Genomic DNA, 22,965 nt, shown 5'->3' with positions numbered 1-22,965 from the left:
TTAGAGTCCTTCCAAACTTAGTTTTCCCCGCATGACCGCAACTATACCTAATCTCCCTAGTCTCTACGAACCGTTCTCCACAGAAGCCAAATGGCAAAAATTCTGGGAAGAAAACCAAGTTTACAAAGCCGACCCCAATCACGGCGGCGAACCTTACTGTGTTGTCATTCCCCCACCCAATGTCACCGGTAGTTTGCACATGGGTCACGCCTTTGAAAGTTCCTTGATTGATGTACTGGTGCGCTACCACCGGATGCGGGGTCGTAATACTTTATGGCTACCGGGAACTGACCACGCCAGCATTGCTGTACACACTATGCTAGAAAAGCAACTCAAGAAAGAGGGTAAAACTCGCTATGAGTTGGGGCGTGAACAATTTTTAGACCGCGCTAAACAATGGAAGGCGGAATCGGGCGGGTTTATTGTGAATCAGCTACGCCGCTTAGGTGTTTCGGTGGACTGGTCGCGGGAAAGGTTTACCCTGGATGAGGGTTTATCGCAAGCTGTAATTGAAGCGTTTACTCGCCTGTATGCTGAAGGCTTAATTTATCGCGGAGAGTATTTAGTTAACTGGTGTCCCGCTTCCCAGTCGGCGGTGTCGGATGTGGAGGTGGAAAATCAAGAGGTTAATGGTAATCTTTGGCACTTCCGCTATCCCCTCAGTGATAATTCTGGTTATGTGGAAGTAGCGACAACTCGCCCAGAAACGATGCTGGGTGATACAGGAGTAGCAGTTAATCCCAGTGATGAGAGATACAAACATTTAATTGGGAAAACCGTAACTTTGCCAATTACACAACGGGAAATCCCGATTATTGGCGATGAATTTGTCGATCCAACTTTTGGTACTGGTTGCGTGAAGGTGACTCCAGCCCATGACCCCAATGATTTTGAAATGGGTAAGCGTCACAATCTACCGTTTATTAACATCCTGAATAAAAATGGTACTCTCAACGCTAATGCTCTTGAGTTTCAAGGACAAGACCGCTTTGTAGCCAGAAAGAATGTGGTTGCACGCCTTGAGGCAGATGGCTTTTTGGTGAAGATAGAAGATTATAAGCATACTGTTCCTTATAGCGATCGCGGTAAAGTTCCGATTGAACCTTTGCTTTCTACTCAGTGGTTTGTGAAAATTCGCCCCTTAGCAGACCGGGCGCTGGAATTCCTCGATCAGCAAAATTCCCCGGAGTTTGTCCCTCAACGCTGGACTAAGGTTTATCGTGATTGGTTAGTGAAGCTAAAAGATTGGTGTATCTCCCGTCAGTTGTGGTGGGGTCATCAAATCCCCGCTTGGTACGCTGTCAGTGAAACGGGCGGACAAATAACAGATACTACCCCCTTTGTCGTCGCTAAAAACGCTGAGGAAGCTTGGGAAAAAGCTAAAGCACAATTTGGCGAAAATGTCCAGCTTGAACAAGACCCAGATGTTTTAGATACCTGGTTTTCTTCGGGACTGTGGCCGTTTTCGACTTTGGGCTGGCCGCAAGAAACTCAGGATTTAGCAACTTACTACCCCACGACTACCTTAGTAACGGGCTTTGACATTATCTTTTTCTGGGTAGCCAGAATGACGATGATGGCGGGTCACTTTACGGGAAAAATGCCATTTCATGATGTTTACATCCACGGATTAGTGCTGGATGAAAAAGGTCAGAAAATGTCGAAGACTAAAGGTAATGGCATTGACCCGCTATTATTAATTGATAAATATGGCACTGATGCCCTACGTTATACCTTAGTTAAGGAAGTGGTAGGCGCTGGTCAAGATATCCGGCTGGAATATGACCGTAAAAAGGATGAGTCGCCATCGGTGGAAGCTTCCCGCAACTTTGCCAATAAGTTGTGGAACGCCGCCCGGTTTGTGATGATGAATCTGGATGGTCAAACGCCGCAACAATTAGGTCAACCACTCGCCACAGAATTAAGCGATCGCTGGATAATTTCGCGCTACCATCAAGTTATTAAACAGACGATTAATTACATCGATAATTATGGTTTAGGTGAAGCTGCAAAAGGATTGTATGAATTTATTTGGGGTGACTTCTGCGACTGGTATATTGAACTGGTGAAATCTCGTCTGCAAAAAGATGCTGACCCAGCATCGCGGCGAGTAGCACAACAAACCCTAGCTCACGTTCTGGAAGGAATTTTAAAACTGCTTCATCCTTTTATGCCCCATATCACTGAGGAGATTTGGCAAACTCTCACCCAACAACCAGCAGATTCCCCGCAAACTTTATCCTTACAAACCTATCCCCAAGTGGATAGTAACTTAATCAATCCAGAAATTGAAGCACAATTTGGGCTTTTGATTGACACTATCCGCACAATTCGCAATTTACGCGCCGAAGCGGAGATTAAGCCCGGAGCAAAAGTGACGGTGAATTTGCAAAGTGAAAACCCAAGAGAACGGGAAATTCTCACTGTCGGACAAGCCTATATTAAAGATTCGGCTAAGGTGGAGACTTTAACCATTGCTGATAAGTCTAATCAAGCAACAGTTACTCCCAAAAAACCTCTCAAGGGTTTGAAAACCATAGGCTTAATTATCGTGGCGATTGTCTTGACTCGGTTGGCTTACAGTGTTACCAATGCAATTGATGAAGTTCCCCTAGTTGGAACTTTCTTTGAAATCGTAGGTCTGGGTTACACAACTTGGGTTACTAGCCGCTACTTACTCACAGCGCAATCTAGACAACAGTTGTGGTCAAAGTTGTTCTCGCCAACAACAGACAAACCTCTACAACAAACACAATCACAGCCTGAGTCAGCAGAAAATTCCATTGCTGGTGTTGTGGGTACAGTCCAAGTCGTCATTCCCCTCAAGGGTGTGGTGGATATTGAAGCAGTACGCGCCAAGTTAGAGAAAAGCCTCAGCAAAGCCGAAGCGGAAGCCCAATCTCTAACTGCAAGGTTAAGCAACGCTAACTTTGTCGATAAAGCGCCAAAAGATGTAGTCCAAACTGCGCGAGATGCTTTAGCAGAGGCGCAAAAACAAGCAGAAATTTTACGCGATCGCCTCCAGGCGTTGCTGTAGACATCGCCTGCGTGGTTTAGTATAGCTGCAATGGATAATGGGTAATTAGGATTAATTTACCCATTACCAGTTAAACTAACCGAAAAATTAAAAATCAAACATCAAAACTAAATTTTGAGTTTTGAATGGGAGCAAAGTTACACTCATGCTATATCTAGCCCAAGTTAATAAAAACGAATTTTTAGAACAGTATCAGTTGCGCTTGTTGGCACGTCAAGAAGCCGACAATCTTTGGGCGCTGATTCCAGAAGAGACGGTAATTCTTTTAGGAAGAGGTAACACCATGAGCGAAAAATTACTGGTGTTAGTCGAACTTTCCTCGACAGGGGATATAGAAAGATTAGAAGAAGCCACCAATTGGGTATTACATTTAGTACAAGCCTACCTGTCTATTGGTATAACCCCAGATTTTTTACAACAGGAAGCCGAAAGAGCAGAACATTGGAGACAAGCCTTGACATTGCAAAATCAAGATTTAGCCCGTCGTTCTTTAGAGTTGGAAGCCCGTCGCGAACAAATTCAAGCCTTAAATTCTGATTAATTTACCCATGACAAGTTAAACTAACCGAAAAATTAAAAATCAAACATCAAAACTAAATTTTGAGTTTTGAATGGGAGCAAAGTTACACTCATGCGATATCTAGCCCAGGTAAATAAAAACGAATTTTTAGAACAGTATCAGTTGCGCTTGTTGGCACGTCAAGAAGCCGACAATCTTTGGGCGCTGATCCCAGAAGAGGCGGTAATTCTTTTAGGAAGAGGTAACACCATGAGCGAAAAATTACTGGTGTTAGTCGAACTTTCCCCAACAGGGGACATAGAAAGATTAGAAGAAGCCACCAATTGGGTATTACATTTAGTACAAGCCTACCTGTCTATTGGTATAACCCCAGATTTTTTACAACAGGAAGCCGAAAGAGCAGAACATTGGAGACAAGCTTTAACATTGCAAAATCAAGATTTAGCCCGTCGTTCTTTAGAATTGGAAGCCCGTCGCGAACAAATTCAAGCTTTAGAAGAAAGTCTGAAAAAAGAAAAGAATGGCTCCCATAAAAACGATCAGGAGCAATGCGATTTTGTTAACTGTCCCCAAAAAGAGAGCGATCGCTAATCTTAGTTTTTGCATGTATAGTCAATATACGCACATCAGATATGCGGTTTATAACTATAATCAACGCTCAAGGTAGCGATGAGATTGCGAAACCTTTTTATACAACAAGACTCATAATTAAGACCAATTTTTCCACTTTCAGCATTCTTTATTTTGACTTTTGCCTTTTTGTACTAGCTTTCAAACCTTGCTTATGTAGTTTACCAAATAGAAAAACTTTCATTCTATTTAGACTTATCTTCAAAGTCTGTTAATGCGCAAGCAAACTCTCTAAAAGATGTTTTAATTAAAACCTCTTTCATTCCTCTTTCTAAAGCAGAATCACGGATCAGGTCTGATAATTCCAGGAATAATAGAGAAATCATAAAACGATCTTGGCGTTCAATTTGTTTCAAGCAAGACGAGATAAACTCATACAACTCGGTTTTTCTCGGTTTGGTTTCTTCTTCCCACAATTGAAAAGCTAACCTAAAAGTTTTCAAGCGGATCTCGTTAGTATTATAGGACGCATCTTTGTAGCGAATTGATACGCGTTGGGGCATTTCCATAAATTTTAACAAGGAGACTCATTATAAAGTCTTCTTCAGTTTTATCTTGACTTATCCGGAGAAATGGAATTAGGGACTAGGGGCTAGGGATGAGGGAGACAAACAGACACAGGGACGCTCTGACGGGGAGAATAACAAAGTGCAAAGAACAAATGACTAATGACTAATGACTAATGACTAATTAGCTACAATCAAAATGTTTACTTATTGATGCTGAAGTTGTGCCTACTGTATCTTGTCCCCGCTGTCATCAAGCTATAGATAATCAGGCTATTAATTGTCCTTATTGTCGCATAACTCTTAAAGCTTACGGTCATCCTGGTATTCCATTGCACCGTGCTATTGGCGACGAGTATCTATGTGATAGTTGCACCTATCACGCTGACGACACTTGCAATTTTCCTCAACGTCCCTACGCCAAAGATTGCACCCTTTACCAAAATATTGCAGAGAGTAAATTACAGTCACAACCGCAGCTTGATAATCAAAGCTTTGGTGTAACTGTGACAAATTGGATTAAACGCAATCAGGCGTTGCTGTTGCTACTATTTTTATTATTCATCTGTTTACTTATTGCACTTTCAACATCTTAAGTCAGTTGTCAGTTGTCATTGGTCATTAGTCATTTGTCCTCCTTGTCCTCCTTATATCCCCCCCTTATTCAAGAGAGAAATTCAGGAAACTAATTTAATTTTACTGGCTGCTCTCGTGGCTTTTTCTCGTGCTTCTTGGACATTCGCACCTTTAGCCAAAGCTACCCCCATGCGCCGATAAGGATGGGAACTTGGTTTACCAAATAACCGGATATCTATATCTTTTTCTGATAAAGCATCTGCTACACCAGTAAAAGCAATTGAATCTGATTTTTCTGAAGCTAAAATTACCGCACTAGCTGATGGAGCGAATTGTTCTATATTAGGAATAGGTAAGCCTAAAACTGCTCTTAAATGTAGTTCAAATTCATTGAGATTTTGGGAGATTAAGGTCACCATCCCTGTATCATGTGGTCTGGGAGAAAGTTCGGAAAAAATTACTTCATTGTTGGTAATGAAAAACTCAACACCAAAAATTCCCGCACCTCCCAAAGCATCGGTGACTTTTTTGGCAATTTCTTGAGATTTTAAGATTTTGGCTTCAGAAATACCTGCTGGTTGCCAAGATTCTTGATAATCGCCTCTTTCTTGACGATGACCGATAGGAGGACAGAAAATTGTTGGTGCGTTCCACTGTTTAATTGTGAGTAAGGTAATCTCAATTTCAAAGTCAATAAATTCTTCAACAATTACCTTTTGGGTATCACCACGAGAATTAGCGATCGCATAATTCCAAGCCTGCTCAACTTCATCCTTATTCCGGATTACAGACTGACCTTTTCCAGAGGATGACATCACTGGTTTCAGTACATTAGGAAACCCAATTAAATCAGCAGCTACTATCAACTCCTCTAGAGAATTTGCATAACCATATCTAGCTGTTCTGATCGCTAATTCCTGATTGGCTAAGTCCCGAATTCTGTCACGATTCATTGTGTAGTTAGTAGCCGCCGCAGTAGGGATGACTGTTATTCCCCGTTGCTCAAATTCCAACAGTTTTTCGGTTCTGATCGCTTCAATTTCTGGTATAATTAAATCTGGCTGATGTCTGCTCACTATCCTTTCTAAATCATCAGCACTGAGCATAGAAATCACTTCCGAGCAATCAGCAACTTGCATCGCCGGCGCATTGGCATAACGATCAACGGCAATTACATAATTACCCAGGCGTTGAGCAGCAATGACAAACTCCTTGCCTAATTCTCCCGCACCCAAGAGCATTAATTTTTTAGGTAATTTAATCGAATTATTCATCAATCTCATATGATTTGGCGTTTAATTATCATCTGCTGAAGTGCTAAACATAGCACCACGCAGTTGTAAATCTTTACGTTGTTGATGAGATAAACCTATACAATTACCCAACTGACAATTATCTACGGAAGCACCTAACCAAATCGTCTCATTTAAAGTTGCACCGCTTAAATCTGCATTTTGCAAATCGGCTCTGGTAAAATTAGCAAATAACAGGTCTGCATTAACTAAACTGCTACCTTGTAAGTTTGCACCTGATAAATTACCGCGAATCAAATTTACTGCGTCTAAATTTAAACCAGATAAATCTGCACCGCTCAAATTAGGAAACTTTAGCTGACTGGGATTGTTGAAAAACCGGATTATACAGTGTATATTCGCTTCACTAAGACGGAGTTGAGTTAAAAAATTATACCGAGCTATACCTAATTGCTGGAGAATTTGCAGCCGTTGTCGTGGAGTTTGTTCTAAGAAATGAATAGCGCGATCGCGTAACTCTGGAGTTGGCAGATTGAGCATAATTTTATTAATTTTGATGAGTCCGCAGTCAAATATAGAGTAAAGTTAATAACTTTATATTAAAAACTAAAATGATGGTATGTAGTCCACCCTTTTTTTAGAGGATGGGGGGTGATAGTTACAGCTATAATTGAGCGATCGCAAGAAAGAGAAGCGCACAACTGTCAGGTGAGAAGCGGCTCTAATCTGGCGATAACTTCATCAATCAACTCAGTGGGCGCTTTTTCCACAAAAACAGCTTTTCTAGCTATACAGTCAACGGCTCTAATCTGATCTACTAATATTACGCCGTAAGTCTGCATTTCGGCTGGTAATTCTACTTCAAAAGGCCATCCCTTTTTGCGGCTAGTTATGGGACAAACTAGCACAATATTTGATATTTGATTATATGCTAATGGCGAAATAATCATAACGGGACGATAGCCTGCTTGCTCACTCTCTGTACGGGGATTGAGTTCCAATTGGATAATGTCACCACGGTCGGGGACGCGCCCATCGATTTTTACCAAGTCTCTTCTCCCACAGGTTCGCCCCAATCCACCTCATCATGCTGCATATCTGGGGTGATATCTTTGAGCAGTTCATCCAGAGTATACTTGGGTCTTGCCGGAGATAGAATAATCTTATTTCCCTCGGTGGAAATGGCAACTAAGTCTCCTGGTTTTAATCCAATCTGCTGAATAATAATTTGCGGGAGCCTGATTCCCAGAGAGTTACCCCATGTGCTGATTTTTTGGGTGACCATCATTGAAAATTACCATAAGCGTGTTTATACATTGAGTATACCGCCGATTGTTGGTACTTTGATGCTAACCTCGTGAGACAGAAAACAAGAAGCGATCGCCCTGCTAGTTTTCTCTTTCAAGCGATCGCAGTTTCAGGAGTTATTGAGTATCAAGCGATCACCGGATTTGCTCCCATTGAGGATGGCTTGAATAGACCAGGATCTACGGTGCCAAAATGACACCACGGAGTTATAATTAAGAGAACATGAGGTTTAATTCTCCATGTCTAATACACACGAAAATACAGTTCGGATCACAGCCAGGATTCCTGTGAGTATTCAAGAAACTCTCCAAAAAGCGGCAGAATTATCTGGTGCGACCTTGAATCAGTTTATGATTCAGGCAGCGTTAAAAGAAGCAAAAAAATTGATAGAAGATGAACGAGTGATTATTTTGACACAAACTGATGCTGATACAGTATTTAGCCTGATTGAGAATCCTCCTTTACCGAATGCAAAGTTAAAAGCAGCCTTGAAAAAGCACAAGGGATTTTTTAGTGAGAACCATTGAATTGCTGAGTAAGCAGCATGATCGAGATTGCTTTGACTGTGGTAATGAAGCACTAAATCAATTCCTTAAACAAACAGCAAGACAGCATATCCAAAAAGGTATTTCCCGTACTTTTGTCCTAGTTAATACAGAACAGCCAGAAATCATAATTGGTTTCTTCACATTGACATTGTGTGAAGTGCGTGTAGAAAAATTTCCAGCGAAATTCCTCAAGAAATACCCATCTAAAGTTCCTGGAGTAAAACTGGCAAGATTAGCAGTTGATCGAGCCTATCAGCGACAAGGAATTGGAGAAGTTTTGATGATTGAGGCAATGCAGCGTGCTTTAATTGTTGCAGACAATGCGGGAGGGATTGGTCTATTTGTTGATGCAAAAGATGAAAGTGCAAAGACTTTCTACTCTCGCTATGGTTTCGTAAGTCTGGAAGATGCGTCTTTGGAACTATTTTTGCCATTGTCAGTAATTCAGCAAATACTGTAATCACAACAAAATATGAGTACGATTGATCGCCCTGCTAGTTTTCTCTTTCTTGCGATCGCAGTTTCGGGAATTATTCAGCATCAAGCGTAGACACAAAGTGGCTTGTCGTACCCTACGGGAAGCAAGCTACGCGTAGCGTCTCGTAGAGAAGACATCGCACTTTACAAACGGGTCTGTTTGATTAGTATATTAACAACTCTAAGATTGATTTTTTAGTAATGATAACAGTAGATTTATTTGCTGGTTGTGGGGGATTATCACTGGGATTTCAAAATGCTGGATTTGAGATAGTTGCTGCTTTTGATTGCTGGTTACCTGCGGTTGCAGTTTATCGAAAAAATTTTTCACATCCTATATATGAACAAGACTTATCAGCCGATGAAGTATCTACATTCATTGGGAGTTTGCAACCAGAAATAATTATTGGCGGCCCTCCATGCCAAGATTTTTCCAGTGCTGGTAAAAGAGATGAAAGTCTTGGTAGGGCAGATTTAACTGTGAATTTTGCGAAGATCATTTCTGTTGTCAAGCCGAATTGGTTTGTGATGGAAAATGTTGCCAGAATCGCCAAAAGTCAAGCTTTAAAGTCTGTCTTAGAAATATTTAAAAAAAGTGGATATGGTTTAAGTTCCACAGTTTTGAATGCAAGTTATTGTGGAGTTCCCCAAGCCAGAAAGCGGTACTTTTTAATTGGTGAACTTTATGGAAAAGATGATGCTTTAACTAATTATTTGCATAAAAATCAGTCACCTAAACCAATGACAGTTTTTGATTATTTAGGTAATGATTTAGGTGTTGAGTATTTTTATCGCCATCCTAGAAGCTATAAAAGAAGGGCTATTTTCAGCATCTACGAACCTAGTCCCACAATTCGGGGTGTGAATCGTCCCATTCCCAAAACATATCAAAAGCACGAAGGGGATGTATGTGATATTAACGAATACTTGCGCCCTCTAACTACAATTGAGCGCAGTTACATTCAAACATTCCCAAAAACGTTTCATTTTCAAGGAAATAAATCAGAACTAGAACAAATGATTGGTAATGCTGTTCCTGTGAAACTGGCTGAATATGTTGCTTGTTGTATCCTAGAATATATTCAAGACCAGTCTAGAAACATTACAAATTACCTGCCTCACCTTCAGTTAAAACTATTTTAAGACTCCATCTCGGCTAATTCTAACCATCTTTCAGTCGCTGTATCAATCGCTTGCTTCAACGCTTCTACTTGGTCGTACAATTTTTGTACTTGGCTATAATTTCCCGACGGAACATTCAATAAAGCTTTCTCTGCTTCGGCTTTCTCTGCTTCTAACTGGGCAATTTTCCCTTCCAATTGCTCAAATTCTTTCTTTTCCCAATTTGAAAGTCTGCGCCGCTGTTTAGTTTCTGAATCTTTGGGTTGAGATGCAGGTTTTTCTACCTCTACCTTGTTGGACTTTTCTTTATTAACAGTTTCTTGCTGTGCTGCTTCTTCGGCTTTTTTATAGTCAAGATAAACTGAGTAATTACCGGGATATTGACGCAGCACTCCACCTGCTTCAAAGGAAAAAATGGTGTCTATAGTCCGGTCTAAAAAGTAGCGATCGTGGGACACTACAATTACACAGCCGGAAAAGTCTTCTAAATAATCTTCTAGTACGGCTAATGTCTGCACATCCAAATCGTTGGTCGGTTCATCTAAAATTAACACATTCGGTACGCTCATAAGTATGCGCAACAAAAATAACCGCCGTTTTTCACCACCGGATAGTTTATGAATTGGTGCATACTGCTGATTACCGGGAAATAAAAATCGCTCCAACATTTGCGAAGCTGTAATTTTCGTCCCATCTGCTATTTGGACAAATTCGCCTTCTTCTTTGATGTAGTCAATCACGCGCTGATTTTCGTTCAAAGCTGTGAGCAATTCTTCTGAATGTTGGTCAAAATAACCGATATGAATTGTCGTACCAATTTCTACATTACCGGCATCTGGCTGCTCTCGTCCGGTAATCATATCCATTAATGTGGATTTACCTGCACCGTTACCACCAATGATGCCAATGCGGTCTTCGGGACTAAATTCGTAGGTAAAATCTTTAATTAAGGTGCGATCATTATAGGCTTTAGAAATATTATTAATTTCAATAACTTTTTTGCCAATTCTGCGGCTAGCTGTAGAAATATCGACTTTACCGTTAGCTTGTTTAAATTGAGTTTCTCGCATGGCGTGAACGCGATCAATTCTGGCTTTTTGTTTGGTACTGCGGGCTTTGGGGCCGCGTTTAAGCCATTCTAATTCCCGCCGTAATACCCCTTGGTGTTTTCGTTGACTACTGATGGCAGATTCTTCAGCTAAGGCTTTCTTTTCCAGGTAATATGAATAGTTACCTGTATAGGTGTAAATGTCACCTCGGTCAATTTCAATAATTCGATTGGTGACACGATCCAAAAAGTAGCGATCGTGAGTAATCAAAAATAATGCACCTCGATAGCGGTTTAAATAACTTTGCAACCATTCCACAGAAAGCGCATCAAGATGGTTTGTTGGCTCATCCATGAGTAAAACATCTGGTTCTGATAGCAAAGCTGTTGCTAAGGCAATTCGCTTACGATAACCTCCAGATAATGTACCGATGATGGCATCAAAGTCAGAAATCCCTAATTTTGTCAGGATAATTTTGGCGTTGGTTTCTAATTCCCAAGCGCCTGTTGCATCCATTTTTTGCATTACCACTGAAAGCCGCGACATTAACTGACTATCTTCGGGATAGTGAGCTAATTTATCAGAAAGTTCTTCATATTCCCGCACCAAAGCCATGTGTTCGCCACTATCGGCAAAAATTTGCGCTAAAACTGTGCGATTTTCGTCTAAATCTGGCTGCTGGGGTAGGTAGATAACTTTGGAACCAGAGTTAACTAAAATTTGCCCGCTATCAACTGGTTCTAGACCAGCAATCATTTTTAAGAGAGTTGATTTACCAGAACCGTTAGTACCAATTAAACCAACTTTATCAGTAGCATCTAAGCTAAAGTTAGCATCTTTTAATATTTCTTTGATGCCAAAGTCTTTCTTGACTGATTGTAGGGTAATAATGCTCATAAAAGTTAGTAATTGGTTCTGCAAATTGATTTCCTAGGTAAGGCATTTGCCCTACCTAGCACCGCCAAATTTTAGACAAATAAATCCAGAGGTAAATGTCCATACATTTCGTTGATTCCCCCAGGATTGTGAGATTGACAAGAAACTAAAACACCACGATGATGTCCCGCATAGGAATCGATATAACACAAACCATTCTTGCCATTTAATTTGATATACACTGGCCCTTCAATGTGGGGTAAGTTGCTCGGTACTTCATAACCCAAAGCATGGGTATAAGTTTTCATCGCCAGTTTTCCGGCTTCTGCTGTATCAGCACAAATACCCAAAATTTGGTAATCGGAAAGACTGGCGATGAGAATTAACGCCCGCCTCACTGAAGCTTTTTCTGAGGGCTTGAGGATGGGAGCTATATCGAGACAGTTGAATTTATTGAGAATTTTTCTGGAATCTTCAGCTGTGAGATTGGGATGATTAGGAGTTGACATGAATCTAGTTGATTGAGTTTCTGGGTGATGATTTGGGATCTGAATTGGAAATTGCCTACTATCCTAAGATGATTTACTGCGCTTGGCGTGTCATTTGTTATTTGTCAGTTGTCAGTTGTCAGTTGTCATTTGTTGTTGTTCTGGTTTAATGCTCCGTACCTTTGTGCAGCAACTGCTTTGCTTTCGTTCCGAAAGTTGTAGCAAGTGGCGTGGTAGTCTCAATATATCTTTACAACTCCCTACTGACTACTGACTACTGACACAATTAGGGCTGATTTTGAGTATTACCTAGATTGAAAATAAACGGTACGCTGCTTTTGGCGTCATTACCCATAACTAAAACGTTTGGCATTTGCGCGCCGCCAGTTTTCCAAGCTTCGATTGCTTCTTTTTGCAGTACTAATTGCCCACCTTGGGCTTTGAGGGTTTCTGCCAAGAGCCTTTGAGCCTCTGCTTTACCTTTAGCACGATTAATTTCTGCTTGTGCTTCTTGTTCTGCTTCTCGCGCTACATACACTGCTCGTTGTGCCCGTTGTTCAGCAATTTGTTTTTCTTCCACTGCTCTGGCGAATTCTGGGGAAAAAGTCAAGTCAACTACACTAGTATCCAGCACGATTATGCCATATTTGTCTAAGCGATCGCCTAACGCATTGTCAAAGTCTTCCTTCAATTCGCTACGTTTGGTAATTGCTTCTTCTACAGTTCTTCTCGCCGCTGCAATTTTAAATGCTTCTTGGGTTTGGGGGGCAATAATTTTCGAGACAATATTTTCTAAAGTCCCTTGTTTTCGTCGCACCTGAACTACCTGGATAGGATCAAGGCGAAAGTTAATCGCAAATCGCGCTGATAAATTTTGCAAATCCTTGGTAGAACTTTCTGCTGGCACTTCAAATTTTTGCACAGTTAAATCATAGACATCAATCACGGAAATTAACGGCGGTTTTAGGTGGATACCTTCCAGTAAGGCTCCATCTCTGGCTTTACCCAAGATACTGATCACTCCTGCTTGTCCTGGGTTAATAATGATAAACGAATTTAGGCCGATACTCACCAGTATTGCTAACAAAACCCCTAAAACTATAGTTTGCCAATTGGCAAATTGCTGATTTTTCAAGTGTTCATCTCCACAAGCAACTCCTGTATTATCATGCCATTGGGCATTGGGCATTGGGCATGGGGCATTGGGCATTGGGCAAGCTTAAACTTTCAGCTTAAAAGTCTCGTTAATGGAGCTAAAAGCCTGGTTAATGGAGCTAAAAGCCTGGTTAATGGAGCTAAAAGCCTGGTTAATGAAGCTAAAAGCCTGATTAACGGAGCTAAAAGCCTGGTTAATGGAGCTAAAAGCCTGGTTAATGGAGCTAAAAGCCTGATTAACAGAGCTAAAAGCCTGGTTAATGGAGCTAAAAGCCTGATTAACGGAGCTAAAAGCCTGATTAATGGAGTTAAAAGCCTCAAAAGGCATTATTAATTCACAATACAGGTTGTCTCCCTCAACTCCCCACACCCCCCACACTCCCCACACTCCCCACACTTCCTCATCACCTCTCGTGGTAATATCAATTGCACGCGACTGAGACTAACTGTGGCTACAGTATCTAAATCTCATCAGGTATCAAGAAAGCGTAGACATGCGGTGCATCCCCTCCAGCGTCTGCTTGACTATGGACATCAGTATCGTCAACAAATTTGGCTAGCTACTGGTGCTTCGATTTTAAATAAACTTTTTGACTTAGCACCTCCAGCATTGGTAGGAATTGCTGTAGATGTGGTAGTTAAGCAGCAGGATTCACTCATTGCTCAATTCGGCATCAAGGATATCTTTAAGCAATTTTTGATTCTATCTTTAATCACTGTGATTACTTGGATACTCGAATCTACTTTTGAGTATCGCTACAAGTTGATTTGGCGTAACTTGGCGCAGAATATTCAGCATAACTTGCGTTTGGATGCATACAATCACCTCCAAGAGTTGGAATTAGCTTATTTTGAAGAACGTAGCACTGGCGGTTTAATGTCCATCCTCAGTGATGATGTTAACCAATTAGAGCGGTTTTTGGATGTGGGAGCTAACGATATCATCCAGGTAGTCACGACTATTGTAGTAGTTGGCGGTGGCTTCTTTATTTTGGCTCCCAATATAGCGTGGATGGCAATCATACCTATACCCTTTATTCTTTGGGGTTCGGTGGCTTTTCAGAAATTGCTAGCACCACGTTACGCTGATGTGCGGGAAAAAGTCGGGTTACTCAATGGACGGTTGTCTAATAATCTTAGCGGCATCACGACGATCAAAAGTTTCACGTCCGAAGATTATGAGTCGGCTCGGGTAGCGGAGGAAAGTAGTGCCTATCGCCAGAGTAACGTAAAAGCGATCGCACTTTCTGCGGCTTTTATCCCTTTAATTCGGATGCTGATTTTATTCGCTTTCACCGTATTGCTGCTATTTGGGGGGATGGAAGCTGTCGCCGGGAGAATCTCTGTTGGCGCTTACAGTTCCTTAGTATTTTTAGTCCAGCTGTTACTCTGGCCTTTAACTAGATTAGGGGATACCTTTGACTTATATCAACGGGCAATGGCTTCTACTAATCGTGTCATGGATTTATTAGATACTCCGATTGCTATACATACAGGAGATATCGCCTTACCTAGTGATGCCGTCAAAGGCGAAGTAGAATTTAAAAATGTGACTTTTGCCTATAAGGATAGATTACCAGTAATTAAGAATCTGTCTTTGCAAATAAAAGCAGGTGAGACAATCGCCATTGTTGGTTCCACTGGTTCCGGGAAAAGCACCTTAGTCAAACTTTTGTTGCGATTGTACGAATTGCACACCGGCAATATTACTTTGGATGGTATTGACCTGCAAAATTTAAACTTGCGGGATTTACGCCGCTGTCTTGGCTTAGTCAGTCAAGATGTCTTTTTATTTCATGGTACGGTGGCGGAAAATATTGCTTACGGCAGCTTCGATGCTACAGAACAACAAATTATCATGGCAGCGAAGATAGCTGAGGCACATGAATTTATTACTCATCTACCCCAAGGGTATGAGACAATCGTCGGGGAGCGAGGACAAAAGTTATCTGGTGGACAAAGACAAAGAATTGCGATCGCTCGTGCAGTCTTGAAAAATCCGCCCATTTTGATTTTAGATGAAGCTACCTCGGCGGTAGATAATGAAACAGAAGCCGCAATTCAGCGATCGCTCGAACGGATTACAGTCAATAGAACTACAATTGCGATCGCTCATCGTCTTTCCACCATCCGCAATGCTAATTGCATTTATGTGATGGAACATGGAAAACTAGTAGAATCCGGAACCCATGAACAACTGCTAGAGGAAGATGGTATTTATGCTAGTCTCTGGCGTGTACAATCAGGTTTGAGATAAAAGAACCTCACCCCTCAATACGGTTCGGTTAAGGGGGAAAGGGAAAAGGGAAAAGGGCCCATTCAAACCTTTCCCCCTTACCCCTTAACCTTTTCGCTTTCCCAAAAGGGAGGGGAGAATTACGAATTACGAATTACGAATTACGAATTATTTATGTTTTTTGGTAGTACTCAACCGGAATCAGCAGATAACAAGTGGCGTCGCCAGTTGGATAGATTTGTCAAAGAAAATCAGCCAGAATTAGCGGCGCTGTTTTGGGGATTGTGGTTAGAAAATGGTAAGAGTCAAGGTACTATTGGCATTGATTTGCAACCAGCACCCCATTTTGTCTACTGTCCTCAAGATGAGATTGAGAAATTAAATGATAAGGTTGAGAATCGCCTTCAGGAAATTTTGGGAATTGTCGCCAATCATCAACCGGAAAGAGAAGTGGTGATGATTGGTATTGGTAAAGGTGAAATTAAATTAATTCAGTTTGCACCCGAACCAACACCACCTGATTGTTTTGCACAAGTTGGGAAAGATGTTGATGGGTTATTGGAATTGTTGGAACAGCGGATGCAAGAACAGATTGTTATATAAATAGATCCGCGCTATTGTCGGGTTTAGCACTGCTAAACCCCTACGACAGATATGTTTTTTCCATGATTTATATTTATACCAATTCTGTCTGAAGATGCGCTTAATTATCTTAGGAAAAAAACGAACCGCCAAGTACGCCAAGTACGCCAAGAAATAAGAGATTAAGAGAATTTGGCAAAGCTAACAAAGAAACGGTATTAGCTATTTCCTATCAATTACCAATTTGCGCTGTAGGGGCGGGGTTTCCCCGCCCTCTGCGAGTATTAAGAAATATCCATGAAATCATATAACAAATGGATCGAATTCACTGCTAAACCAATTTTCGCCGACGCGCTCTGCTACTAGTGGTCTGATGGTAAATTTAGGTGGGTTACCCTCATGGACATCAATCCGCACGCAGGAATAAGCAAGCTGCTTTTGAAAACCGTAGCCTTGGCGCCCAACATATAATAGTGAATCTGCGACTTTGCGAGTGGGGCTACCAGGAATCTCAGTGAAAGTCTCTAGTAATTCAGTTCCTTCTGTTCGCTGACGGCGGGGACGACGACCACTCCCACCGGAGATAATATAATTGATGTGCGAGTCAGCGTAACCAGTGTCAACGGTGCGTAGGTGTTCTAGACAGTGGGCATGGCCGCTAAGAACTAAGTCTACTATGGGACGTTCTTGGATTTGGTTTCCCAGAGTTTGCGCTACTTCCTCAAACACCCATCGCAGACGGTGACGCACTGCTAAAGTTTGTGCTTGATGCCATTTCGTGGCTTCGGTAACATAGGGAGGATGGTGGAGATAAATAATCCGTCCCCGAACCTCAGAGTTATTCCAAGATGCAATCAGCCTGTTACGCAGCCAGTCTAGTTGTTCAAAGTCAATAGTTGCTGGTGTATGGGATGCGAGTTGTTTTTCAATGTCGATTTTCACCTCATTAATTTGGTCTAATTTGGCACTGAGGTCATCGAGTTGTTCCGCATCATCGGGGTTGTCTGGATTTAGGCGATCGCTCGTTTCTAAAATCTGTTCTTCTTCTCTATCTATTTCCTGGCGGCGCTTTTGCAATTCCCGCCGGGAAATATCACCCGCTTGGGTTGTCGGTAAAGGCGAAGGTTGGTTAAACGTATTGGAATCGAGCGCGAAAAAATCTATACCACCGTACCTAAAAGTGTAATAGCGGTTGGGTAAACGGGTAAAAATTCCCGGTTCGTAGGCTAAACAGCGCCCTGTATCAGTTTTGGCGGTGTAGTGACTGTCTAAATGCTCCTTTAATTCCTCAGGGGATGCGATCGCCGTGAGATAATCGAGAAATGCCCGTGAATATGCATCTCCTTGATTGGAACCGTGCCAACCAATTTCAAAATCCTTATAGCGTAACATCCGCCGTAGCCGCAGCGTACTGCCTGTCAATAGACGATACATCAAAGGGACATCATAATAATCATGATTGCCCAGCACCGGCAGAAACGGGAGATTAAACACCATGCGATCGTAGGCTATATTTTGGGGATTTTCCCCACCTACAAGAAATTCTCGGTAAGGTTCGATAAAATTTGTCGGGTAATATTCATGGGAACCCACCACATAAATTACATCCCCTGTGTGTAATACCAAACTGCATTCGTCTTTGTGCTGAAGCATCAATTGTGCAACTTGGCGTTGGGGGTGGTGTCCATAATGGGACTTGGTTCCACTATCACCGATTACCATAAAAGAGAATTCTTTTCTATCATTTTGGCGATCTTCAATTACCATACTCGTTTGGTCGATTCCCCGTTGCACAATATTGGGGTTCAGCCATCGCACCCTTTCCTGCATCTTGTGAATTTTCACAGGAATTGGTGGTTCGGATATCAATTTCATTAGTAATTACTCCATAATTTTGTCAGTTGTCAGTTGTCATTTGTCATTTGTCATTGGTCATTGGTCATTGGTCATTGGTCATTGGTCAAAAATTAGGCTTAAAGGTGCAACCTTCAGGCTTAAAACCGCAAATTCCGACATCAAAGCTGCAACGTTCGGGTTTAAAACCGCAAATTCCGACATCAAAGCTGCAACATTCTTGTTCCAAACCGCAACGTTTAACCTTAAAGCCGGAACATTCTTGTTCCAAATCGCAACGTTCAGACTTAAAGGTGCAACGTTCTTGTTCCAAACTGCAACGTTCAGGCTTAAAGGTGCAACCGACCTGTTCCACGGTGCAACTTTCACCTTCAAAAGCTCAAAAGACATCATAAATTCACAACGTATTATCAAATTATCTCTTCCTTCTGCCTTCTGCCCCCAGCATAGCTGCCTTCTATTGATAACCCGCAGCTTGTAACCAGAAAAGCTTGGCATACTGTCCCCCAGTCTGCAACAATTCTTCGTGAGTTCCCTGTTCCACAACCTTCCCGGCTTCAATCACCATGATGTTATCTGCCATGCGGACTGTGGAGAAGCGGTGAGAAATCAAAAATACCATTTGATTTTGGGTGACGGTACGAAAATGATTGAAAATGTCAAACTCAGCTTGCGCATCCATTGCTGATGTTGGTTCGTCTAATACTAAAATATCTGCCCTAGTTCGCATAAAGGCACGGGAGAGGGCGATTTTTTGCCACTGTCCCCCCGAAAGTTCTTGTCCTCCCTTGAACCAACGCCCAAGTTGAGTGCTAAAACTATCGGGTAATTGCTGAATAAATGGTTCCGCCATGCCTTTTTGGGCTGCATGTTGCCAGCGATCGCTATCATCTAAATATTCGACATCACCAACGCCGATATTCTCCCCAACTGTGAACTGGTAACGGACAAAGTTCTGAAAAATCACACCAATCCGCCGCCGCAATACTTCTATATCCCATTCTTGCAAATCTACACCGTCAAGAAAAATCCTCCCTGAGTCTGGGGTGTAAAGTCGGGTGAGTAATTTAATTAAAGTCGTCTTCCCAGAACCATTTTCACCGACGATTGCCAGTTTTGCTCCTGGTTGTAAATGTAGAGAAATATTGTTTAATGCAGGCTTTGTGCTTCCGGGATAGGTAAACGAGACATTTTCAAACCGAATTCCATCTTGGGGATTGACACCGATGGTAACTGTACCCCAAGGCTGTGGCGCTTCTGCTTCCAGGAACTCGTAAAGAGTAGAAAGATAAAGGTTATCTTCGTACATCCCGCCAATAGAAGTTAAAGCACCGGCAAAAGTAGACTGTCCTTGGCGGAAGACGGTGAGATACATCGTCATATCTCCTAAAGAAATCTTACCCAGGATAGTTTCGATGACAATCCAAGCGTATGCTAGGTAAAAAGCTGTGGTACTTACCAAACTGAGAAGATATCCCCACAGTCCCCGCCGCAGAGTTAAATCGCGGTCTTCACCATAAAGTTGATGGAAAATATGGCGATAACGGCGCAGCAGCATTCCCCCCAGTTGATAGAGTTTGATTTCGGTAACAAAGTCTTCTCGCGCCAAGAGATTTTCTAAATAATGCTGTTGACGAGTTTCTGGTGCGCGCCAACTAAAGAGGCGAAAAGCTTGGGTAGCAAATTTAGTTTCGGCAATAAATGCAGGCATCGCTGCTACAATCAACACAATCACTGCCCAGACAGAAAACTTCACCAACAAAATACCGTAAGTCACCAATGACAGGGCACTTTGGACTAAGCCAAAGGTGCGCGTTACCAAAGAAAGCGGACGTACTGAAGCTTCCCGCCGCGCATTTAGGAGTTTGTCATAAAATTCCGAGTCTTCAAAATACTTGAGATCTAATGTCTGCGCCTTTTCCAAGATAAGTACATTCACGCGCTGACCAAGTAGCGCCCTTAACAGTGATTGACAGATCGTCAATCCGCGCTGAGTACCCGCCAATAACATCACAGCGATCGCTTCTAATGCTACATACAATAAAGCATGAGAAATATTGCGATCTGCACCCGCTTGCGCCGACAACACCACCGCATCGACAATTAACTTGCCGATATAGGCGATCGCTGCTGGTAACAGACCAGCCACTAAAGTTAAAGTAGCAAGAATAATCGTCAAACTACGGCTAGTAGTCCACACCAAGCCAATAGCCCGTCCGCTGTAACGGAACACTGACAGTGATTGTCGCAGAGCCTTTCGTGTCTTTTTAGTCTTCATTATGACCGCTATAATCGCCAGCAATGGCTTTTAAGTCTCTCAGTAGCGTGTTTTGCTTATTTAAAGTCTAAACCTACTTAAAAGCTTTCCTAAGGAGTATACAGGCATAGCCGATTTACCTTTCTACAAGAAAACGTCTTTCTTACACCTTAAGCTGTCAGAAAAACTTTTTCTATTGCCTTTAACCTCAGACCTGCTAACTATCCGATTGCTTGCTTCTGTCCAGCTTCTCTTGTATTGCATCGCGGCAGAATTGTGCAGGGTCGTCTTCTGCTTTAACCACTTCCTTCATGTCCTTAGTGTTAACTAACATGAGTAGATGGTAGTTATGTTGACTAAAATCACAGTTTTGTAGTGATTTATATTACATAAATATTCAAGCAATAATAGTATTAATACATAAATAGAAATACTAAAAATAAAGGGTGTAAAGTACTAAAGTCTACTAATGACTGATTATATAAATGCTTTTTTTGAGGCTCAAATCAAGACATCCATTATTATTTATCGGACTTAACTCATTTTGTATATCATTACTAGTTGCATTAATTCATGCTGCATTTACAATAAATGTTTTTTTTGCTATTGGAGGGTTAACTTTATTTTCATCAGGTGTATTATTACATTTTAGAAGTAAAGATATAATTAAAGCCCAACAAGCTCTCTTAGTGGAAACAAACCAAATTGAAGTAATACCAAATAATCAAAGAGATATTTCCACTAATGGTGGCAATTATATTGAAAAAACAGGAAGAGATTATATTGAGGGAGATTCTATTGGACGAGATTCTGTCACTAAAAATATTAAAAATATTACTCTTGGAGATAAGAAAGTAAAAATTGATCCTAATTATATTGTTGAAACATTTGATGATTTTAGAGAGATTTTGACACAAAGTATCACTCAAAGTTCAAACGCATTGCAAGCAATATTTCATTTGTTCAAGTTGTTCTTGTAGCTTCCTAACCATCTCCATTAATTCTCTGTTCTGTGCTTCTAACGCCTCAATTCTTGACTGTTGGTTATCAATCTGAACTTCAGAGAACTGTTGCTGACTAAAAGGTATTTCAGGGTTAATACCCTTCATAAATATCGCCTCATCCTGATAATGCTTGTTACTTACATCTGGTTTGTGTCCACACATATAACAGACAATCTTTTCAGGTATTCCTAAGTCATGTATGGCGTGGTTAATAAATGTGTGGCGCGTATTATATGGACTGAGGTATTTAGTGAGTTTACCTTGACTGATTAACTCAGGGATGATGCCTTTGTATTTTTGTTTTTTATTCCCCATCCATGCTCTACGAAAGGCAGTATCATCTATAATTGTTCCTCTTTTACTTTTAAACACTACATCGCTAGGTTCACCTTGAGGTATTGATTTCAGTAAGTTCCACAATTCCCCATCTTTAGGCATAGGGAACTTTCTAACCTCATCACCTTTGTAAGTTCTGTCATTTTTCAATGGGTAGAATTTTTTGGTACGTCTATCATAGGTAAACCTAATATATACTTTCTCTTCATCCCACTTAACATCATTCCACCTTAATCCAACAACTTCACCAGTTCTGCAACCAGTTAGAAATTTGAATTTAATAAAATTGTACCAATGAGCTATGTTTTGCGTAGACTGAATGTACTCAAAGATTATCTGTACCTCATCCCATGTATAAGCTTTTGACTTATCTGTGGTATCGTTGTCTGTTTCAATTTCATTTTGTGCCTTACCTCTAGCACCTACTCTCCCTATTTCTTCAGCCATGCCATCATAGGGATTATGAGATAATAACTTGCTTTTCATTCCTAATTGATAGGCTTTTGAAAGATTAGAGAGTAAGTCTTTAACGGTTTTTTGATTCCTATTTTCTACCAACCAATTTCTGATTTTTAATGCGTCCTCAGACTTGGTAGCTTCAATTGCTGACTTGAGAAAGCTCTTGTATTGTCCTTGAAAAAAATTGTTATAAACACTTTCTCTCAGCTTTTTTTTCTTGTACTCACAGAACATATCCCAGACTTCTAGTAGGGATAACTCAGGCTTAGGTGGTAACTGGTCATTAGCAGTGGTAGCACCTTTTTTAATTTCTAGTTCGCTAACGATACCGTACTTAACCAGAGTCTCATCAAAACAACCATCCTCCAGATCCATTGTCATGCGTTCAGCTATCCGTTGTGCCTTAGCCATGTTGGCTTCATTAGCCTCCATACCCAAAGCTGGTCTAGGTTGCTTGCCTCCAAAGTACTGTCTTGGCAGTCTAGCTTTAATCCTGCCTTTCTCTATATAGATGGCTACCTTACCTTTAGAAGTCTTCCCGGTCGGTGTTTTAGCTGAACTAGTCATGATGTTCAGAAAATGCTCAAATGAGTAAAAATGATTTATCACATAACCGATATATGAGCATTATACATTACAGTCTTTATTATTTTTAATATCGCGCAAAGGAGGGCGATCGCTGGGCAATATCG

Annotated in this window: 24 protein-coding genes; 11 read left to right on the top strand and 13 right to left on the bottom strand. The window is 41.3% G+C overall.

Annotated features, from left to right (window positions below; genetic code table 11):
- Nucleotides 1-31: 31 nt before the first annotated feature.
- From AACU32_RS08670 to AACU32_RS08660, 3 genes are all read left to right on the top strand, one after another.
- Nucleotides 32-3,037: a valine--tRNA ligase gene (locus AACU32_RS08670; RefSeq protein WP_096599208.1), complete on the top strand. Its 3,006-nt coding sequence runs from the start codon at nucleotides 32-34 to the stop codon at nucleotides 3,035-3,037.
- Nucleotides 3,038-3,182: 145 nt separating this feature from the next.
- A complete protein-coding gene (locus AACU32_RS08665; protein ID WP_096599207.1) occupies nucleotides 3,183-3,578 on the top strand; it encodes a hypothetical protein in 396 nt (131 codons plus the stop codon).
- 90 nt (nucleotides 3,579-3,668) lie between these two features.
- On the top strand, nucleotides 3,669-4,148 hold the full coding sequence (locus AACU32_RS08660) for a hypothetical protein (protein ID WP_096599206.1): 480 nt from the start codon (nucleotides 3,669-3,671) through the stop codon (nucleotides 4,146-4,148).
- Nucleotides 4,149-4,372: 224 nt separating this feature from the next.
- Here AACU32_RS08660 and AACU32_RS08655 read toward each other — a convergent pair whose 3' ends face one another.
- Complete coding sequence (locus AACU32_RS08655) at nucleotides 4,373-4,696, bottom strand: hypothetical protein (RefSeq protein WP_096599205.1); 324 nt, start codon at nucleotides 4,694-4,696, stop codon at nucleotides 4,373-4,375.
- Nucleotides 4,697-4,917: 221 nt separating this feature from the next.
- Here AACU32_RS08655 and AACU32_RS08650 point away from each other — a divergent pair, with 221 nt between their 5' ends.
- Complete coding sequence (locus AACU32_RS08650) at nucleotides 4,918-5,289, top strand: zinc ribbon domain-containing protein (RefSeq protein WP_096599204.1); 372 nt, start codon at nucleotides 4,918-4,920, stop codon at nucleotides 5,287-5,289.
- Nucleotides 5,290-5,370: 81 nt separating this feature from the next.
- On the opposite strand, the gene purT is transcribed toward AACU32_RS08650, so the two are convergent.
- The 4 genes from purT to AACU32_RS08630 form a co-directional block, all read right to left on the bottom strand.
- Nucleotides 5,371-6,543 (bottom strand): formate-dependent phosphoribosylglycinamide formyltransferase, encoded by a 1,173-nt coding sequence (gene purT / locus AACU32_RS08645; RefSeq protein ID WP_096599203.1) that lies wholly within the window; start codon nucleotides 6,541-6,543, stop codon nucleotides 5,371-5,373.
- Between the two features lie 21 nt (nucleotides 6,544-6,564).
- On the bottom strand, nucleotides 6,565-7,062 hold the full coding sequence (locus AACU32_RS08640; protein WP_096599202.1) for a pentapeptide repeat-containing protein: 498 nt from the start codon (nucleotides 7,060-7,062) through the stop codon (nucleotides 6,565-6,567).
- 164 nt (nucleotides 7,063-7,226) lie between these two features.
- The gene (locus AACU32_RS08635) at nucleotides 7,227-7,571 is read right to left on the bottom strand and encodes a type II toxin-antitoxin system PemK/MazF family toxin (protein WP_096599201.1); all 345 of its coding nucleotides are present in this window, start codon (nucleotides 7,569-7,571) and stop codon (nucleotides 7,227-7,229) included.
- Nucleotides 7,565-7,810, bottom strand: a complete 246-nt coding sequence (locus tag AACU32_RS08630) for an AbrB/MazE/SpoVT family DNA-binding domain-containing protein (protein ID WP_339377665.1) — start codon at nucleotides 7,808-7,810, stop codon at nucleotides 7,565-7,567. Before AACU32_RS08630 ends, AACU32_RS08635 begins: the two co-directional genes overlap by 7 nt.
- A 69-nt stretch (nucleotides 7,811-7,879) precedes the next feature.
- Between AACU32_RS08630 and AACU32_RS08625 the strand changes: the two genes are divergently transcribed.
- From AACU32_RS08625 to AACU32_RS08610, 4 genes are all read left to right on the top strand, one after another.
- On the top strand, nucleotides 7,880-8,026 hold the full coding sequence (locus tag AACU32_RS08625) for a hypothetical protein (protein ID WP_339377664.1): 147 nt from the start codon (nucleotides 7,880-7,882) through the stop codon (nucleotides 8,024-8,026).
- Nucleotides 8,027-8,069: 43 nt separating this feature from the next.
- Entirely contained in the window at nucleotides 8,070-8,357 is a 288-nt protein-coding gene (locus AACU32_RS08620; protein ID WP_096599200.1) for a type II toxin-antitoxin system TacA family antitoxin, read from the top strand.
- Entirely contained in the window at nucleotides 8,344-8,838 is a 495-nt protein-coding gene (locus tag AACU32_RS08615) for a GNAT family N-acetyltransferase (RefSeq protein ID WP_096599199.1), read from the top strand. Before AACU32_RS08620 ends, AACU32_RS08615 begins: the two co-directional genes overlap by 14 nt.
- A 218-nt stretch (nucleotides 8,839-9,056) precedes the next feature.
- Nucleotides 9,057-9,998 carry a DNA cytosine methyltransferase gene (locus AACU32_RS08610; RefSeq protein ID WP_096599198.1) on the top strand — a complete coding sequence of 314 codons (942 nt, stop codon included), beginning with the start codon at nucleotides 9,057-9,059 and terminating at the stop codon, nucleotides 9,996-9,998.
- Here AACU32_RS08610 and AACU32_RS08605 read toward each other — a convergent pair.
- The 4 genes from AACU32_RS08605 to AACU32_RS08590 form a co-directional block, all read right to left on the bottom strand.
- Complete coding sequence (locus tag AACU32_RS08605; protein WP_096599197.1) at nucleotides 9,995-11,923, bottom strand: ABC-F family ATP-binding cassette domain-containing protein; 1,929 nt, start codon at nucleotides 11,921-11,923, stop codon at nucleotides 9,995-9,997. The two genes, AACU32_RS08610 and AACU32_RS08605, sit on opposite strands and share 4 nt — an antisense overlap.
- A gap of 71 nt (nucleotides 11,924-11,994) precedes the next feature.
- Nucleotides 11,995-12,411 carry a DUF1824 family protein gene (locus tag AACU32_RS08600; RefSeq protein WP_096599196.1) on the bottom strand — a complete coding sequence of 139 codons (417 nt, stop codon included), beginning with the start codon at nucleotides 12,409-12,411 and terminating at the stop codon, nucleotides 11,995-11,997.
- A 265-nt stretch (nucleotides 12,412-12,676) separates the two neighbouring features.
- Nucleotides 12,677-13,525, bottom strand: coding sequence for a prohibitin family protein (locus AACU32_RS08595; protein ID WP_339378672.1), 849 nt, complete (start codon nucleotides 13,523-13,525; stop codon nucleotides 12,677-12,679).
- 84 nt (nucleotides 13,526-13,609) lie between these two features.
- Entirely contained in the window at nucleotides 13,610-13,873 is a 264-nt protein-coding gene (locus AACU32_RS08590; protein WP_339377663.1) for a hypothetical protein, read from the bottom strand.
- Nucleotides 13,874-13,993: 120 nt separating this feature from the next.
- On the opposite strand from AACU32_RS08590, the gene AACU32_RS08585 reads away from it, so the two are divergent.
- Nucleotides 13,994-15,802 (top strand): ABC transporter ATP-binding protein, encoded by a 1,809-nt coding sequence (locus AACU32_RS08585; RefSeq protein ID WP_096599193.1) that lies wholly within the window; start codon nucleotides 13,994-13,996, stop codon nucleotides 15,800-15,802.
- Between the two features lie 153 nt (nucleotides 15,803-15,955).
- Nucleotides 15,956-16,384: a beta-carboxysome assembly chaperone CcmS gene (gene ccmS, locus AACU32_RS08580; protein WP_096599192.1), complete on the top strand. Its 429-nt coding sequence runs from the start codon at nucleotides 15,956-15,958 to the stop codon at nucleotides 16,382-16,384.
- Between the two features lie 282 nt (nucleotides 16,385-16,666).
- On the opposite strand, the gene AACU32_RS08575 is transcribed toward ccmS, so the two are convergent.
- The 3 genes from AACU32_RS08575 to AACU32_RS08565 all read right to left on the bottom strand — a co-directional run bounded on the left by AACU32_RS08575 (nucleotide 16,667) and on the right by AACU32_RS08565 (nucleotide 20,495).
- Nucleotides 16,667-18,238: a metallophosphoesterase gene (locus AACU32_RS08575; protein WP_096599191.1), complete on the bottom strand. Its 1,572-nt coding sequence runs from the start codon at nucleotides 18,236-18,238 to the stop codon at nucleotides 16,667-16,669.
- A 78-nt stretch (nucleotides 18,239-18,316) separates the two neighbouring features.
- Nucleotides 18,317-18,610: a hypothetical protein gene (locus AACU32_RS08570; protein ID WP_096599190.1), complete on the bottom strand. Its 294-nt coding sequence runs from the start codon at nucleotides 18,608-18,610 to the stop codon at nucleotides 18,317-18,319.
- Nucleotides 18,611-18,674: 64 nt separating this feature from the next.
- Complete coding sequence (locus tag AACU32_RS08565) at nucleotides 18,675-20,495, bottom strand: ABC transporter ATP-binding protein (protein WP_096599189.1); 1,821 nt, start codon at nucleotides 20,493-20,495, stop codon at nucleotides 18,675-18,677.
- 473 nt (nucleotides 20,496-20,968) lie between these two features.
- Here AACU32_RS08565 and AACU32_RS08560 point away from each other — a divergent pair, with 473 nt between their 5' ends.
- A complete protein-coding gene (locus tag AACU32_RS08560; RefSeq protein WP_339377661.1) occupies nucleotides 20,969-21,454 on the top strand; it encodes a hypothetical protein in 486 nt (161 codons plus the stop codon).
- Here the strand turns inward: AACU32_RS08560 and AACU32_RS08555 are convergent.
- On the bottom strand, nucleotides 21,407-22,840 hold the full coding sequence (locus tag AACU32_RS08555) for a tyrosine-type recombinase/integrase (protein ID WP_096599187.1): 1,434 nt from the start codon (nucleotides 22,838-22,840) through the stop codon (nucleotides 21,407-21,409). The two genes, AACU32_RS08560 and AACU32_RS08555, sit on opposite strands and share 48 nt — an antisense overlap.
- Nucleotides 22,841-22,965: the final 125 nt, after the last annotated feature.

Origin of the sequence: Calothrix sp. NIES-2100 (genome assembly GCF_963875285.1) — a bacterium.
Lineage (GTDB): Bacteria > Cyanobacteriota > Cyanobacteriia > Cyanobacteriales > Nostocaceae > Aulosira.
The sequence above is the reverse complement of the archived record's forward strand: the minus strand, read 5'-3'. Positions and strand labels throughout refer to the sequence as shown.

Bases quoted from the DNA above. Each gene is read 5' to 3' on its own strand.
- AACU32_RS08670 (WP_096599208.1), top strand. From the start codon at position 32: ATGACCGCAACTATACCTAATCTCCCTAGTCTCTACGAACCGTTCTCC.
- AACU32_RS08665 (WP_096599207.1), top strand. From the start codon at position 3,183: ATGCTATATCTAGCCCAAGTTAATAAAAACGAATTTTTAGAACAGTAT.
- AACU32_RS08660 (WP_096599206.1), top strand. From the start codon at position 3,669: ATGCGATATCTAGCCCAGGTAAATAAAAACGAATTTTTAGAACAGTAT.
- AACU32_RS08655 (WP_096599205.1), bottom strand. From the start codon at position 4,696: ATGGAAATGCCCCAACGCGTATCAATTCGCTACAAAGATGCGTCCTAT.
- purT (WP_096599203.1), bottom strand. From the start codon at position 6,543: ATGAATAATTCGATTAAATTACCTAAAAAATTAATGCTCTTGGGTGCG.
- AACU32_RS08640 (WP_096599202.1), bottom strand. From the start codon at position 7,062: ATGCTCAATCTGCCAACTCCAGAGTTACGCGATCGCGCTATTCATTTC.
- AACU32_RS08630 (WP_339377665.1), bottom strand. From the start codon at position 7,810: ATGATGGTCACCCAAAAAATCAGCACATGGGGTAACTCTCTGGGAATC.
- AACU32_RS08620 (WP_096599200.1), top strand. From the start codon at position 8,070: ATGTCTAATACACACGAAAATACAGTTCGGATCACAGCCAGGATTCCT.
- AACU32_RS08610 (WP_096599198.1), top strand. From the start codon at position 9,057: ATGATAACAGTAGATTTATTTGCTGGTTGTGGGGGATTATCACTGGGA.
- AACU32_RS08605 (WP_096599197.1), bottom strand. From the start codon at position 11,923: ATGAGCATTATTACCCTACAATCAGTCAAGAAAGACTTTGGCATCAAA.
- AACU32_RS08600 (WP_096599196.1), bottom strand. From the start codon at position 12,411: ATGTCAACTCCTAATCATCCCAATCTCACAGCTGAAGATTCCAGAAAA.
- AACU32_RS08590 (WP_339377663.1), bottom strand. From the start codon at position 13,873: ATGCCTTTTGAGGCTTTTAACTCCATTAATCAGGCTTTTAGCTCCGTT.
- ccmS (WP_096599192.1), top strand. From the start codon at position 15,956: ATGTTTTTTGGTAGTACTCAACCGGAATCAGCAGATAACAAGTGGCGT.
- AACU32_RS08575 (WP_096599191.1), bottom strand. From the start codon at position 18,238: ATGAAATTGATATCCGAACCACCAATTCCTGTGAAAATTCACAAGATG.
- AACU32_RS08570 (WP_096599190.1), bottom strand. From the start codon at position 18,610: ATGATGTCTTTTGAGCTTTTGAAGGTGAAAGTTGCACCGTGGAACAGG.
- AACU32_RS08565 (WP_096599189.1), bottom strand. From the start codon at position 20,495: ATGAAGACTAAAAAGACACGAAAGGCTCTGCGACAATCACTGTCAGTG.
- AACU32_RS08555 (WP_096599187.1), bottom strand. From the start codon at position 22,840: ATGACTAGTTCAGCTAAAACACCGACCGGGAAGACTTCTAAAGGTAAG.